Annotated in this window: 13 protein-coding genes; 6 read left to right on the top strand and 7 right to left on the bottom strand. The window is 68.8% G+C overall.

Annotated elements, in window-relative coordinates:
• Nucleotides 1-4: 4 nt before the first annotated feature.
• The 4 genes from RAH40_RS03135 to RAH40_RS03120 form a co-directional block, all read right to left on the bottom strand.
• Nucleotides 5-388 carry a YciI family protein gene (locus RAH40_RS03135; protein WP_306600620.1) on the bottom strand — a complete coding sequence of 128 codons (384 nt, stop codon included), beginning with the start codon at nt 386-388 and terminating at the stop codon, nt 5-7.
• A gap of 86 nt (nt 389-474) precedes the next feature.
• Nucleotides 475-1,719, bottom strand: coding sequence for an RNA polymerase sigma factor (locus RAH40_RS03130; protein ID WP_306600619.1), 1,245 nt, complete (start codon nt 1,717-1,719; stop codon nt 475-477).
• Nucleotides 1,720-1,761: 42 nt separating this feature from the next.
• Entirely contained in the window at nt 1,762-2,433 is a 672-nt protein-coding gene (locus tag RAH40_RS03125) for a hemerythrin domain-containing protein (protein WP_306600617.1), read from the bottom strand.
• Between the two features lie 98 nt (nt 2,434-2,531).
• Entirely contained in the window at nt 2,532-3,122 is a 591-nt protein-coding gene (locus tag RAH40_RS03120) for a methyltransferase domain-containing protein (protein ID WP_306600616.1), read from the bottom strand.
• A gap of 62 nt (nt 3,123-3,184) precedes the next feature.
• Between RAH40_RS03120 and RAH40_RS03115 the strand changes: the two genes are divergently transcribed.
• From RAH40_RS03115 to RAH40_RS03095, 5 genes are all read left to right on the top strand, one after another.
• Nucleotides 3,185-5,353, top strand: a complete 2,169-nt coding sequence (locus tag RAH40_RS03115) for a hybrid sensor histidine kinase/response regulator (protein ID WP_306600615.1) — start codon at nt 3,185-3,187, stop codon at nt 5,351-5,353.
• Nucleotides 5,354-5,456: 103 nt separating this feature from the next.
• On the top strand, nt 5,457-6,218 hold the full coding sequence (locus RAH40_RS03110) for an SPOR domain-containing protein (RefSeq protein ID WP_306600614.1): 762 nt from the start codon (nt 5,457-5,459) through the stop codon (nt 6,216-6,218).
• 196 nt (nt 6,219-6,414) lie between these two features.
• Nucleotides 6,415-6,888 (top strand): VOC family protein, encoded by a 474-nt coding sequence (locus RAH40_RS03105; RefSeq protein WP_306600613.1) that lies wholly within the window; start codon nt 6,415-6,417, stop codon nt 6,886-6,888.
• Between the two features lie 6 nt (nt 6,889-6,894).
• On the top strand, nt 6,895-7,164 hold the full coding sequence (locus tag RAH40_RS03100) for a MoaD/ThiS family protein (protein ID WP_306600612.1): 270 nt from the start codon (nt 6,895-6,897) through the stop codon (nt 7,162-7,164).
• Between the two features lies 1 nt (nt 7,165).
• Entirely contained in the window at nt 7,166-8,272 is a 1,107-nt protein-coding gene (locus tag RAH40_RS03095) for a sialidase family protein (RefSeq protein WP_306600611.1), read from the top strand.
• Between the two features lie 40 nt (nt 8,273-8,312).
• Here the strand turns inward: RAH40_RS03095 and RAH40_RS03090 are convergent, their stop codons facing one another.
• From RAH40_RS03090 to RAH40_RS03080, 3 genes are all read right to left on the bottom strand, one after another.
• Complete coding sequence (locus RAH40_RS03090; protein WP_306600610.1) at nt 8,313-9,209, bottom strand: 4Fe-4S binding protein; 897 nt, start codon at nt 9,207-9,209, stop codon at nt 8,313-8,315.
• Nucleotides 9,206-11,428, bottom strand: coding sequence for an LptF/LptG family permease (locus RAH40_RS03085; protein ID WP_306600609.1), 2,223 nt, complete (start codon nt 11,426-11,428; stop codon nt 9,206-9,208). The genes RAH40_RS03090 and RAH40_RS03085 overlap by 4 nt, the downstream gene beginning before the upstream one ends.
• Before the next feature lie 72 nt (nt 11,429-11,500).
• A complete protein-coding gene (locus tag RAH40_RS03080) occupies nt 11,501-12,502 on the bottom strand; it encodes an SIS domain-containing protein (RefSeq protein ID WP_306600608.1) in 1,002 nt (333 codons plus the stop codon).
• 108 nt (nt 12,503-12,610) lie between these two features.
• Between RAH40_RS03080 and RAH40_RS03075 the strand changes: the two genes are divergently transcribed.
• Entirely contained in the window at nt 12,611-12,970 is a 360-nt protein-coding gene (locus tag RAH40_RS03075; protein ID WP_306600607.1) for a SpoVG family protein, read from the top strand.
• Nucleotides 12,971-12,985 lie beyond the last annotated feature (15 nt).

Below are 12,985 nucleotides of genomic sequence, written 5' to 3'. Positions count from 1 at the left end.
ACGCCTACGTCGCGACGGAGCGGCGCCGTTCGCTTTCCTCGATCATGGGCTTCAGGTCCTGCGCAGGCCGGATCTCCCAGCGGCCCATCCGGATGCCGGGGTGGTTCGAAATGAGCTGGATGGCGTGATTCAGGTCCTTGGCTTCCAGAATCAGAAGGCCGCCCAGCAATTCCTTGGTCTCCGCATAGGGGCCGTCCGAAACGGACACCTTGCCGTTCTGGAAGCTGAGGGTGGTGGCGCCCTGGAGGCCTTCCCCGCTCACCCAGCTGCCGTTCTTCCTCAGCACCTCGTCATACGCGAAGCACTGGTCGATCATGGCATTTTGTTCGCTGGGCGATTTCCTCTCCCAGCTGTCCACGTCCAGGTAGCCGAAGCAGATGTATTTCATGGCGGTTCTCCCTGAAGGTCGTGCCTTCACCTTCTAGTCGATCGGGGATGGCCCGGATCGACAGGGCGCGTGCCGAATTCCGGAAATCAGCCCAATTCGCTCAGCCGGCGCTCCAGGAACCGCCGCTCGGGGTCCTGGCGGGCCAGGGCGAGGGCGGTGCGGTAGGAGGCCCGGGCTTCCTCCGCCAGCCCCAGCTGCCGGCAGAGATCCGCGCGGGCGGAATGGGCCAGATGGTAGGCGGCCAGATCGCCTCCCTCCAGGATGGCGTCGACGAGCGCCAGGCCCGCTGAAGGACCGTCCCGCATGGCCACGGCGACCGCGCGGTTGAGGCTGATGACGGGCGAAGGAGCGATCCTGGCCAGGAGGTCGTAGTACCCGACGATCCGGCGCCAGTCCGTGGCGGCGGTGCTGGGCGCCTGGGCGTGGGCCGCGGCGATGGCGGCCTGCAAGGTGTAGGGGCCGATCCGGCGGGAGGCCATGGCCTGGGCCACCAGCGCCGAGCCTTCCGCGATGAGGGCCCGATTCCATCGCCCCCGGTCCTGGTCGGCCAGGAGGACCAGGTCCCCGCAGGGGGACGTCCGCGCAGCACGTCGCGATTCCTGCAAAAGCATGAGCGCGAGAAGTCCCAGGACCTCCGGTTCCGGTTGAAGTCCTTTCAGGAGCCGTCCGAGGCGGATGGCTTCCCCGGAGAGGTCTGCGCGCATCAGCGATTCGCCGGAGGACGCCGAATAGCCTTCGTTGTAGACGAGATAGATCACCTGGAGGACGGTATCGAGGCGATCCGGCAGTTCGGCGGGCGACGGAACTTCATAGGGAATGCGCGCGTCGCGGATTTTCGCTTTGGCACGCACGATGCGCTGGGCGATGGTGGAGGGGGAGGCAAGGAACGCCCGGGCGATCTCCTCGGTGGTCAGACCACAGACCTCCCGAAGCGTGAGCGCTGAACGGGCTTCGGCGCCCAGGGCGGGATGGCAGCAGGTGAAGATGAGTCGAAGCCGGTCGTCCGGGATGGGCTCTTCCGCGTCTCCCGGCTCGTCAGGCGTGGCCGGGAGCTGGGCCTCGGTCAGCGTGTCCAGCGGGAATTCGAATTTCGCGCGCCGGCGGAGGGCATCGATGGCCTTGAAGCGGCCCGTGGAGATGATCCACGCCCGGGGCCTGGCCGGCACGCCTTCCGCCGGCCATTGCTCCAGCGCCGCCCGGAACGCCTCGTGCATGGCTTCTTCCGCGAGATCGAAATCGCCGAGCAGGCGGATCAAGGTGGCCAGGGCGTGCCGGGATTCGGTGCGGTAGAGGGCGTCGATGGTTTCGGGAAGGGTCTTTTCGGACGACATCGCGCGATTATCCCAGAAGGGCAGGCGACCTGGCTAGGGACCCTAGCCCGCCAGTTCCAGGTCCCGCTTCAGCTTCTCCCACCCTTTCCCCGGCAGGGTCGGACGCACCAGGTCCAGCACCTTCCTGAACATCGGCTCCGGGGCCCCGGCCCGGATACCCGCCAGCTTTGCGGCACGCTGACGGGGGCTGAGGGCCGGGATCATCCACGCCAGCGCCATGCTCAGCTCCTCAGGCTTCAGGGACGCCACCAGGGCCCGCTCGATGCCGATCAGCTCGGCGTCCGTGTAGTTGGCCCAGAGCACGGCGTTGTTCTCGATCTCCTCCCGGTCCATGTGCTCCAGGTTCTCCGCCACGAAGACCGCCAGGCCACGGTAGAGCCGGGCCACCGCCTGCTCGCCGCCGGTGGCCACCGCGTCGAGGTCCAGCCACAGGTTCCGCAGGGACCGCTCGTGCCCCTCGTGGTCCTCGGCGAAGGCCTGGGTGGAACCGGGCGCGCGAGCCTCCATGGCGGTGTGGATGAAATCGTTCTCATGCTCCAGGTGCGTCCGGCACAGGCGGAGCAGGTCGCCGACCTGGCCGGTGACGGCGGCCGTCTCGGCCGGGTCCTCGGGATCCAGGCTCCCCACCTTGGCGAGGGTGTCGCCCATGAAAGCCCGTAGGGCCTTGTGGATATCCGCGTAGCCGTCAAACCGGCCGTTCGGGTTGTTGCTCATGATTGCCTCCTATGGGTCAGGTATGTCCCACAGCAAGGCTACGGCGTGATGCGACTTGGAAAAACAGAAGAATAGGTTAAGGTCTTCTTAAAAATTTCTTACCCCCTGAACCTGGCCGCGACAAGGAACTCCCGGCCCTGCCGCCGGGGATGGCTCCGGGTCGCATGGTCCAGGTGGAGCACCTCGAACCGGGGTTCCACCAGCCTGCGGACCTCGTCCAGGGTCATGGCGTAGGGCGGACCCGGCGGCGTCGTGACCGCGTGGAAACAACCGGCCAGCCATAGCCCGCCCGGCCGCAACCGGCGGGCGCAGGCATCCAGGTAGGCCCCGCGCCGGTCCGGTTCCATGGCCGCGAAGCAGGTGTAGTCGAAGATGCCGTCGTACACGTCGACGGACGGTGCGAACCAGTCCTCCTGGACCCACCGGACGAGATCCCCGTAGCGTTCCCGCGCGCCCTGGACCGCCGCCAGGGCGAAATCCACCCCGGTCACCCGGAACCCGCGGCGGGCCAGCTCGGCGGCGTCATGACCGAAGCCGCAGCCCGGCACCACCCAGGCGGGGCCGGACTCCCGGCACGCCGGCAGGTCCAGCAGCTCGGCCAGGACGGGCGTTGCGCGGCCCATGTCCCAGCCGGGCCTGGGGGTATCCCGGTAGATGTCCTCCCAGAAAGTGCGGTCCTGTGCGCTCATCCCTCCATTGAACCAGCCTGGCGCGGAAAAGGGCTATCCTGTGTCATCAGAAGAGAACTCCCGTGACCCAGACCCCAGCCAGCACCACCCGGGAAGGCCGGAGCCGCTTCGGCACCGCGCAGCTGGCCCTGGGCCTGGGGGCCCTGCTCATCCTGCTGGTGGTGGCCGCCACCTCCACCTCCATCTATCTGCTCAGGCGGCGGGAAGTGGACCTCTGGCGCACCCAGATGGCGAGCCATTCCCTCGTCCTGGCCGAGCACGTCTTCCAGAACATGGCCACCGCCCACCTGGCCCTGGACGGCCTCACGGAACAGGTTGACGCCGCCGGCATCCGGGACCCGCAGGACCTGCGCCGGCGCATGGGGACCCCGAAGGTCTACGCGATGCTCCGGGACCGCACCGCCGGGATGCCCCAGGTGGACGTTGCCACCATCGTGGCCTCCAACGGCGACGTCATCAACTTCTCCCGCAGCTACCCGCCGCCTCCCATCAACCTGGGGGACCGGGACTACTTCCGCGCCCGCCTGGAGAACCCGGCCCTGGGCGAGTACATCAGCGTCCCGGTGCACAACAAGGGCAACGGGAAGTGGGTCTTCTACATCAGCCGGAGGCTCGCGAACGCCCGGGGCGACTTCCTGGGCCTGGTGCTGGTGGGCTTCTCAGTGGACGTGCTGACGGACTTCTACCAGCGCTTCGGTTCGGGCCTGGGAAGCGGGGCCTCCATCACCCTCTACCGGGACGACTTCACCATGCTCACGCGCTGGCCGAGGGTGGACGCGGAGATCGGGAAGCGCAACCTCACCGGCACGACGTACCACATCATCCACACCCAGGGCCTGCAGGCCGGAACGGCCTACACCGTGGACTACCGCATGGCCGACCACAAGCCCGTGGCCCGCCTGGGCGCGGCGCGGGTGGTGGCACCCTATCCCCTCATCGTGAACCTCACCCTCACCGAGGATTTCTTCCTGGCCAACTGGCGGCACCTCGCCCGGCTCATCGCCGCCGTGGCCGCGGCCAGCCTCCTGGCGATCCTGGCGGCCCTCCGCGTGCTGGTGCGCAACATCCGCCGGCGCGAAGCCGATCTGGCCGAGACCCTGGAACTCAAGCGGCAGGCCGAGGCCGCCAACGCCGCCAAGTCGAGCTTCCTCGCCACCATGAGCCACGAGATCCGCACCCCCATGAACGGCGTGCTGGGCATGTCGGAGCTGCTGCTCCACACGCGCCTGGACCCCGAACAGAGCGAGTACGTGCAGACCGTCCTGGCCTCCGGCCGCCAACTGCTGGGCATCATCGACGAGGTGCTCGACTTTTCCAAGATCGAAGCCTCCCGGATGGAACTGGAGAGCGTGCCCTTCGAACCGGCGGCCCTGGTGTCGGACCTGGCGGCCCTTTATTCCGAGAACTGCCGGACCCGGGGTCTGGTCCTGCGCACCGAGGTGGACCCCGGCGCGCCCGCCTGGGTCCAGGGGGATCCCGTGCGCCTTCGGCAGGTGGTCTCCAACTTCATGAGCAACGCCATCAAGTTCACGGAGGCCGGCACCGTCACCTTGGCCGTGGCCGCCGGCCCGGACCAGCGCCTGCGCTTTTCCGTGCGGGACACCGGCATCGGAATCCTCCCCGGGGACCGGGACCGGCTCTTCACGCCCTTCACCCAGGCGGACGGGACCATCACGCGCCGCTACGGCGGCACCGGCCTGGGCCTGGCCATCAGCAAGGGCCTGGTGGACCTCATGGGCGGGCGCATCGGCGTGGTGAGCCACCCCGGGGAGGGCTCGGAGTTCTTCATGGATGCGGTCTTCCCCGTGGCCAGCCCCGTCCCCGCCGTCCCCTTGACCGCCGCCGAGGCCGTGGGCACGGAGGCCCGCCCCATCCACGTCCTGCTGGCCGAGGACAACCCCGTGAACCAGAAGCTGGCGGGGACCCTGCTCGCCAAACTGGGCTGCACCTTCGAACTGGCCGCCAACGGCCAGGAAGCCCTCGACGCCGTGGACCGAACCCCATTCGACCTGGTGCTCATGGACTGCCAGATGCCCGTGATGGACGGCTACGAGGCCGCCCGGCGGATCCGCGCGCAGGAAGGGGGGGGCAGGCGCCTGCCCATCATCGCCCTCACCGCCAACGCCACCCGGGAGGACGTCGAGCGCTGCACCCGCTCGGGCATGGACGACTTCCTCAGCAAGCCCTACTCCACGCGGAGCCTGCGGGAGCTGATCGCGAAGTGGTCCTAGCCGCCACGGGGACCGGTCCGGCGCCGCCGGTGCATGAAAAGGATTGAATTCCGGCACGGGTTGGGCTGATTATTACCCCGCTTCCTGGAGCCCCAGTCCGCCAATGAATCCTCGTGTCCTGTTCCTGCTGTGCACTGCCGGAGGCTCCATCCTGGCCGAAGAACCGGCCCGGATCCAGGTCTTCATGGCCATGCCGGCGGTCGTGCGGCGGGGCAGCCCCGTGACCCTCACGTGGTCCGCCACCGGCACGGACCGGGTGAAACTGGAACCCCTGGGCGTGCAGCTCCCCTCCAAGGGCACCCTCAACCACGCCCTCATCGGCCGCACGACCTTCTGGCTCAGCGCCGTCAACGCCTGGGGCGGCCAGACCCTTCCCGTGGTGGTGGACGTCCTCCCCGACGAACCGCCGTCCCCCCCGCCCGCCATCGCCCCGCCCACTCCGCCGCCCGTGCAACCGCCCGTTCAGCCGCCCGCAAAATCGGCCGCCAGCTCGCCCGTGCCGGCACCCGTTCCCAAGGTCGCCAAGCCGTCTGCCATGCCCGCTCCCCCGGCCGAGGCCGGGGCGATCTGGATCCAGTTCGCCGCCCTGTCCGCCCCCGCCAGCATCGCCCGCCTCCAGGGCGACCTGCGGCGCGCCGCGGGCATCGAGACGGTCCTCTCCGACGTGGCCGACCCCCAGGTCCCCGGCCTCACCCTCAAGCGGGTCCGCCTCGGTCCCTTCGCCACCCCCCGCGCCGCCAAGGCCCGGCTCCAGGAGCTGAAGCCCCGCCTCGCCGGGCTGGCCCTGAAGCCCTACGTGGACCGGGGCGAGGACCCGGCCCCCAAGGCCCACCCGCGCCGCAGGCGTTCCGGGAACCCACCCTGAAGCCAGGCCGAACCGGCCCTGTGCCCAGGGGCAGGTTTGGTATCCTCAACGCTTGCAAATCATAACCAGTGAAGCGTGCGGAACCGCCCGGACTGCGGGACCGGGGACCTTCCCCTGGCGCTGTTCCAGCCCTGACCGGGACGCTTGAATCGGGATGCGGCTCTGACTACCCTTGAGGGCCCTGCGAGGAGTCCCCATGGAGAAGATCACCCCGTGCCTCTGGTTCGACGGCCAGGCCGAAGAGGCCGCCCGCTTCTACGTGTCCATCTTCGAGGACGGGCGCATCCTGGCGGTCACGCACTACGGCGAGAACGCCCCCAGCCCCGCCGGCACGGTCATGACCGTCCACTTCACGGTCAACGGCCAGACCTTCATGGGCCTGAACGGGGGGCCCGCCTTCACGTTCTCCCCGGCCGTCTCCTTCATGGTGAACTGCGACACCCAGGAGGAGATCGATCGCTACTGGGCCCGGCTCTCGGAGGGGGGCAAGGAGGTGGAGTGCGGCTGGGTCACGGACCGCTTCGGCCTCTCCTGGCAGATCGTCCCCAGGTCCCTGGGCGCCATGATGGCCAGCGGGGACGCCGCCGCCGTGCAGCGCATGGTCCAGGCGGTATGGAAGATGAAGAAGCTGGACCTGGCCGTCCTGGAGAAGGCCTTCCGGGGCGAATAGTCCGCCATGCCGCGCGTCGTCTTCACCGCCAACCTCCAGCGCCATGTGCCGTGCCCGCCCTGCGCGGTGGGCGGCGCCACGGTCCGGGAGGCCCTGGACAACGCCTTCGCCCGGGAGCCCCGGTTGCGGGGCTACGTGGTGGACGAGCACGGGGAGCTGCGCCACCACATGGTGGTGTTCGTCAATGGGATCGCCTGCGCCGACCGGCGCGGGCTCTCGGACCCGGTGACCGACGGGGACGAGGTGGTGGTGATGCAGGCCCTCTCAGGAGGCTGAAATGACCGGAGCGCTCCTCGTATCCACCCGCAAGGGCCTCTTCCAGGTGCGCCGGCAGGGGCCGGGCCGCTGGGGCGTGGAGGACCTCGCCTTCCGCGGGGACAACGTCACCCTCGCCCTTGCGGACGCCCGCGACGGCCACTGGTATGCCGCCCTGGACCACGGCCACTTCGGCGTGAAGTTGCACCGCTCCCCCGACCGCGGCGCCACCTGGGAGGAGGTGGCCGCGCCCGCCTACCCCGCGCCCCCGGAGGGGCAGGGCGAGGAGGTGGACACCCTGGGCCGCGCGATCCCCTGGAAGCTCATCCGGATCTGGTCCCTGGCGGCGGGAAGCGAGGCCGGCGAATTGTGGGCCGGCACCCTGCCGGGGGGCCTTTTCCGCTCCGCGGACCGCGGCGCCACCTGGTCCCTGGTGCGCCCCCTCTGGGACCACCCCGACCGGCGCGCCTGGATGGGCGGCGGCACCGACTACCCCGGCATCCATTCCATCTGCGTGGACCCCCGGGACGGGGAAACCGTCACGGTGGCGGTCTCCTGCGGCGGCGCCTGGCGCACCCGGGACCGGGGCCGCACCTGGACCTGCTGCTCCCACGGCATGCGCGCCGACTACATGCCGGCGGACCGGGCCCTGGATCCGGTGGCCCAGGACCCCCACCGGGTGGTCCAGTCCCCGTCCCACCCCGACGTCTTCTGGTGCCAGCACCACAACGGCGTCTTCCGGTCCGTGGACGACAGCTCGTCCTGGCACGAGATCACGGGCGTCCCGCCCTCGGTGTTCGGCTTCGCGGTGGCCGTGCACCCCGCAGACCCCGAAACCGCCTGGTTCGTGCCCTCCGACAAGGACGAGCGCCGCATCCCGCTGGAGGGCAGGGTGGTGGTGGCCCGCACCCGGGACGGCGGCCGAACGTTCGAGACCCTGCGCCGGGGCCTGCCCCAGGAGCACGCCTATGACCTCGTGTTCCGCCACGCCCTGGATGTGGACGCCACCGGTTCCCGCCTGGCCTTCGGCAGCACCACCGGTTCCCTGTGGGTGTCGGAGAACGGCGGGGACGACTGGCTCACCGTCTCAGAGCACCTGCCGCCCGTGCATGCCGTGACCTTCGTCTGACGTCGCGGGGCCTTCCTTTTAGCAGACACCCTCTGAGGGCCTACCAGGAATCCCCGGACTCCTCGACCCTGGGCGTCTCCCGGGGGGCCGCGGGCCGCTCGAAGGTCAGCAGGGAAGGGCGCCCCTTGTGCCCCTGCACCGTCTCGCACACGTCCACGCAGTCCCCGCAGTTGAAGCAGCCGGCGGAAAAGCCGAGCTGCAGCTCCCTGTCCCGGGGGTCCACCTCCACGAAGCAGGCCTTCAGGCAGGCTTGGCAGGATCCGCAGGCGCCGAGGTCCTCGGGTCGGTAGCGCGGTCGGAGCACCTTGGCCGGGTCCGCGGCGGAGGCGGCCATGGCCTGCCCCATGCCGTAGATGCAGACCATGCGGCAGAAGTGGAAACGAACCAGGAAACCCGCGAGCCAACTCGAGACCAGCACGAGGGCCATCCAGGCCCACAGCACCACCTGGCCGTGGTTGCGCAGGTCCAGGGGCGAACCCAGCTCCCGGAGGATACGGGCTGGGGGATACAGATAGGCCGCCAGACTCGCCCCCAGCAGCAGCGGGGCGATGGCCAGGGTCAGCAGGGCCCCTGCCCTCAGCCCCAGGCGGTGCAGGGGGGACCGCCTCATCCAGGCGGCCACCAGCCGGTTCGAGCCCCAGCCCGCCGCCGTGCGGAGCCCCTCGAAGAATTCCACCAGGCTCCCGTAGGGGCAGGCCCAGCCGCAGAACACACGTCCCTTGAGGAAGGACAGCAGCGCCAGGGCCCACACCCCCACCAGGAAAGGAATGATCATCCCCAGCACATAGGGCCATTCCAGCGGGTAGGAGGTTCCCAGGTACACCACCCGCACCCCGGGCGCGTCGATGCGGAAGAAGCCCGTCCAGGGCACGAGGGTTCCCGCGACGAGGACCAGGATCTGCACCCCCCGCCGGGCGTGGTGCCGGCGGGCGCTCATGTGCGGAGGCGGTTCAGACGCAGGAGTCCGAACCCGAACAGCAGCAGCATGGGGCACAGAACCCCCCAGGCAGAAGGCAGGTCGCCCGCCTTGGCCGCGCCGCTGAAGAGCGCCTGCAGCCCCATGAAGACCAGCCCCGCCACGAGGCTGAACCCCAGGGCGGAACCCCGGCCCCCCCGGGGGGAAGGGAAGGCGTAGGGAAGCATGGCGAAGAGGAGGCAGGGTCCCGCAAGCCAGTTCAGGATTCGGCTCCAAATCAGTGTGGCTCTTTCAGGATCCGGCGCCCAGCGCTGCCACTGGAAGAGGTCCAGGGTCGCGGCGCTGTCCGCCGAGGCCGAGTCCCGCAGGGCCCGGCTGGGGAAGAGCCGGGAAGCCGCAGGCCCCTCTTCGAAGGCCATGCCGCCCCAGGGAAGGCCCTCGGCCTGGACGTCCCCCATCCTCCACTTGAGGAGGATGGGGGCCTCGCCGGGAGCCTTGAGGGGGAAGCCCCAGCGGGCCGAGCCGTCCAGGAACCAGACCACGCCGGTGGACCCCAGGTACAGCCAGGGCTTCGTCGCGGCCGCGCGGGCCGGGCGGCCCAGGATCTGCCGGTAGATGGGGTCGGCCTGGCGGTAGGCGAAGGGCGCCAGGAAGGCCTGGAGGATGAACGTGAGCACCAGGACGCTCCCCCATGCCTTGAACCCGGCCCGGCACCACTGGGCCAGGCTGGCCCCGCCGGCCCGCAGGGCCACCCACTCCCGGGACACCGCGGCGTCCGAAAGGGCGAGGACGCCGCCCAGGAGGAAGGCCAGCGGCAGCACCACCGACAGGAAGGGCGGCAGGTTCCACAGCCAGTATTTGAGGAAGACAAGCATGGAAACGTGGTTGTGGGCCATGTCCCCGGCGAGGGTCGCGTATTCGATGAGCAGGCTCAGGGCCAGGAAGGTCCCCATGACGCCCCCCCAGTTCTTCCACCACAGGCCGTCGGTCCAGCTGGCCAGGATATCCCGCCGGGACCTGCGCTTTCGAATCGCCGCCAGGAATGAAACCAACGTTTTCAAGTATTTGGAAACGAAACCCAAACAGATCTCCGACGCCTTTTGCCGAAGTTCGTCCAGGTGGATGACCGTCTTGACGGGAAGCAGCCGAAGGAGCCGGTTGGAATGGTGCGGCTGGAGTTTCCGCCGCAGGAGCACAAACCCCGCCGCCAGGAAGACCCAGGGCAGGGCGAGCAGCGCCATCCGGGGGAAGAGGAGTTGGGATTTGGCGTATATAATCTGACTTTCAAAGTACTTAAGCAGGAGATAATAGAGCAGGATCACCCCGAGGCTCTTGACGATGGCTCCGCCGCGCTGAAACCGTGGATGTCCGAGGCCCAGGGCGATGCCCAGGAGGAGCAGGGCACAGGAGGCGACGGGGAGGGTGAGCCGGCGGGTGAGCTCCACGGAGGCCTCGACGCCGGGATGACCCAGGAGCTCCCGGGTCGATTTGAACCGGGCATTGGTGGCCTGGAGCAGCTTGGGCACCTCGGGCACCTTGATGGCGTACAGGTGCTCCTTTTCCTGGATATGCACGATGCTGCCATCCGTCCGGTGATAAACGCACCCGTTAAGGTCAACCATTTTTAGATTAATGCTTGTCTTCTCATGTCCCTTATCGCCGGGCCCCCAGAGGAGGGAGCGGGCCACCAGGTGCTGGACGCCCTCCCGGTTGACCTCCATGAGGTGCACCTGGCCGTCCGGGGCCATCCACACGGCGTCGCCGGGGGCGGTGCTGGGAAACCAGGGGGGAGAACCGGGGCGGAGGAACCGGGTCCGGGCCTCCTCGACCATGCTGGCCTGGGCGATCTGCTGGGTGGTGTTGGCCCAGGGCACCACCACATGAGCATTGAAGGTGGCCACCGCCAGAAGGATGCCCGCCAGGACGAGCCAGGGTTTGACGATGGCCCGCATGCCGACGCCCAGGCCCTGGGCGGCCACCGTCTCCGAACCGTCGGAGAGGTGCTGCATGCCCATGAGACCGCCCAGCACCGCCGCCATGGGCAGCACCATGCCGAGGTTGTCCGGGACGCTGAGGAGGAGCAGGGGCACCACCCACCGGAAGGGCGCCCCCATGGAGAAGATCTCCTTGGACAGTCCCACCACCTCGTAGGCCATGAGAAGTCCGCCATAGAAAACCAGGGCCGCCAGGAAGGGCCAGGTCCAGTTTTTCAGGAGGTATCTGCCGATGGTCGACCGCACAATCTAACTTTCGATAATGTATATTATGTAACCTAAGACCCAGACCGGCGAAGCTGAGAGGCGTTCTCAGCGCTAGATGACTTTGGCGCCCAGGAGATCGTGGATGTGGAGGATGCCGGCCGCCTGGTCCCCATCCTTCACGACGAGGAAGGTGATCTTGCGGGACTCCAGGATCCTGGCGGCTTCCTGGGCCAGGGTCTTCGATTCCACGGAGACCGGGTTGGCGGTCATGATCGCCTGGGCCGAGAGACCCAGGGGGTTGAGGTTCTCGCGCTGGGCCTTTTCCAGGGCGCGGCGGATATCGCCGTCGCTGATGATCCCCAGGAGGGTTTCCCCGTCCATGACGGTGGTCATGCCCAGCTTGCCCCCGGTCATGGCGGCCAGGGCGTCCACCAGGGTGGCGTCCTTGGGGACCCTCGGGAAATCGCGGTGCATCAGCTCGCTGGTCTTCAACAGCCGGGCCCCGAGGTTTCCGGCGGGGTGCAGCTGGGCGAAGCGCTCGAGGGTGAACCCGGTGCGGGTCATGAAGTAGGCGGCGAGGAGGTCGCCCCACAGGAGCTGGAGGGTCGTCGAGGCCATGGGTGCGAAGTTGAGGGGGCAGCCTTCGCCGTCGGGCAGCTCGTAGGTGAAGCACCAGGCCGAGGCGGTCGCCAGGCGGCTTCCGCCGTTGGAGGTGATGGAGGCGATGCCCACGCCCAGGCGGAGGAGGCTCGGAAGGAGCTTGAGGACCTCCTCGGTCTCGCCGCTGTTGCTCAGGATGAGCACGGTGTCCTGGGCGGTGATCATGCCCAGGTCCCCGTGGAGGGCGTCCGTGGGATGGATGCAGAAACTGGGGCAGCCGGTGGAGGCGAGGGTCGCCGAGATCTTCTGGGCGATGAGGCCCGACTTCCCGACCCCGGTGAGCACCACCCTGCCCCGGCGCCCCACGAGGTGGTCCGTGAAGGCCTCCAGCAGCGCCGGATCCCAGTGGGCCTCGAGGGCCTCCATGGCCCTGCGGGTGGCGGTGATGACCTGGAGCGCCGCCAGGGACGGGGCCTGGGCCTCGGCCTGGAATGAACCGGAACGTTGCGTCACCCTGCCCTCCTTGCTTCCTTGTGCACCGCCCCATGGTAGCAGGGCCCGACCAGGAGGCCCACGGTGCCCGCAAACCCAGGTAGACTGGAGGTCTGAGGACGACACGCCATGCTGAACATTACCGAAGTGCGGATCACCAAAGTGGACGGGGACGACAAGCTGCGCGCCTTCGCGGGGATGGTCCTGGACGAGTGCTTCCTCGTGGGCGACCTGCGGGTCATGGAGAACGAGGAGGGCTACTACGTCACCATGCCCAGCAAGCGCAAGCGGGACGGCTCCTTCAAGGACATCGCCTACCCCCTGAACCCCGACACGAAGGAATTCATCGAGCAGAAGGTCCTCGTGGCCTACGAGGCCGCCACCGGGAACCGCGCCATCTCCCGCATCGAACAGGGTGAAGCCACCACCGTGCGCGCCGACCTGCTGGGCGTGGAGGAGTTCGGGTTCACGCCCAAAGCCAACCCCTGACTGGACCCGGGACCC

This window comes from Geothrix sp. 21YS21S-2 (genome assembly GCF_030846775.1).
In the GTDB taxonomy this organism is placed as follows: domain Bacteria; phylum Acidobacteriota; class Holophagae; order Holophagales; family Holophagaceae; genus Mesoterricola.
This window is presented reverse-complemented; position numbering and strand designations above follow the sequence as displayed.

What these genes read in the sequence shown, in the direction of transcription:
- RAH40_RS03135 (WP_306600620.1), bottom strand. Translation starts at nt 388, where the DNA reads ATGAAATACATCTGCTTCGGCTACCTGGACGTGGACAGCTGGGAGAGG.
- RAH40_RS03130 (WP_306600619.1), bottom strand. Translation starts at nt 1,719, where the DNA reads ATGTCGTCCGAAAAGACCCTTCCCGAAACCATCGACGCCCTCTACCGC.
- RAH40_RS03125 (WP_306600617.1), bottom strand. Translation starts at nt 2,433, where the DNA reads ATGAGCAACAACCCGAACGGCCGGTTTGACGGCTACGCGGATATCCAC.
- RAH40_RS03120 (WP_306600616.1), bottom strand. Translation starts at nt 3,122, where the DNA reads ATGAGCGCACAGGACCGCACTTTCTGGGAGGACATCTACCGGGATACC.
- RAH40_RS03110 (WP_306600614.1), top strand. Translation starts at nt 5,457, where the DNA reads ATGAATCCTCGTGTCCTGTTCCTGCTGTGCACTGCCGGAGGCTCCATC.
- RAH40_RS03105 (WP_306600613.1), top strand. Translation starts at nt 6,415, where the DNA reads ATGGAGAAGATCACCCCGTGCCTCTGGTTCGACGGCCAGGCCGAAGAG.
- RAH40_RS03100 (WP_306600612.1), top strand. Translation starts at nt 6,895, where the DNA reads ATGCCGCGCGTCGTCTTCACCGCCAACCTCCAGCGCCATGTGCCGTGC.
- RAH40_RS03095 (WP_306600611.1), top strand. Translation starts at nt 7,166, where the DNA reads ATGACCGGAGCGCTCCTCGTATCCACCCGCAAGGGCCTCTTCCAGGTG.
- RAH40_RS03090 (WP_306600610.1), bottom strand. Translation starts at nt 9,209, where the DNA reads ATGAGCGCCCGCCGGCACCACGCCCGGCGGGGGGTGCAGATCCTGGTC.
- RAH40_RS03075 (WP_306600607.1), top strand. Translation starts at nt 12,611, where the DNA reads ATGCTGAACATTACCGAAGTGCGGATCACCAAAGTGGACGGGGACGAC.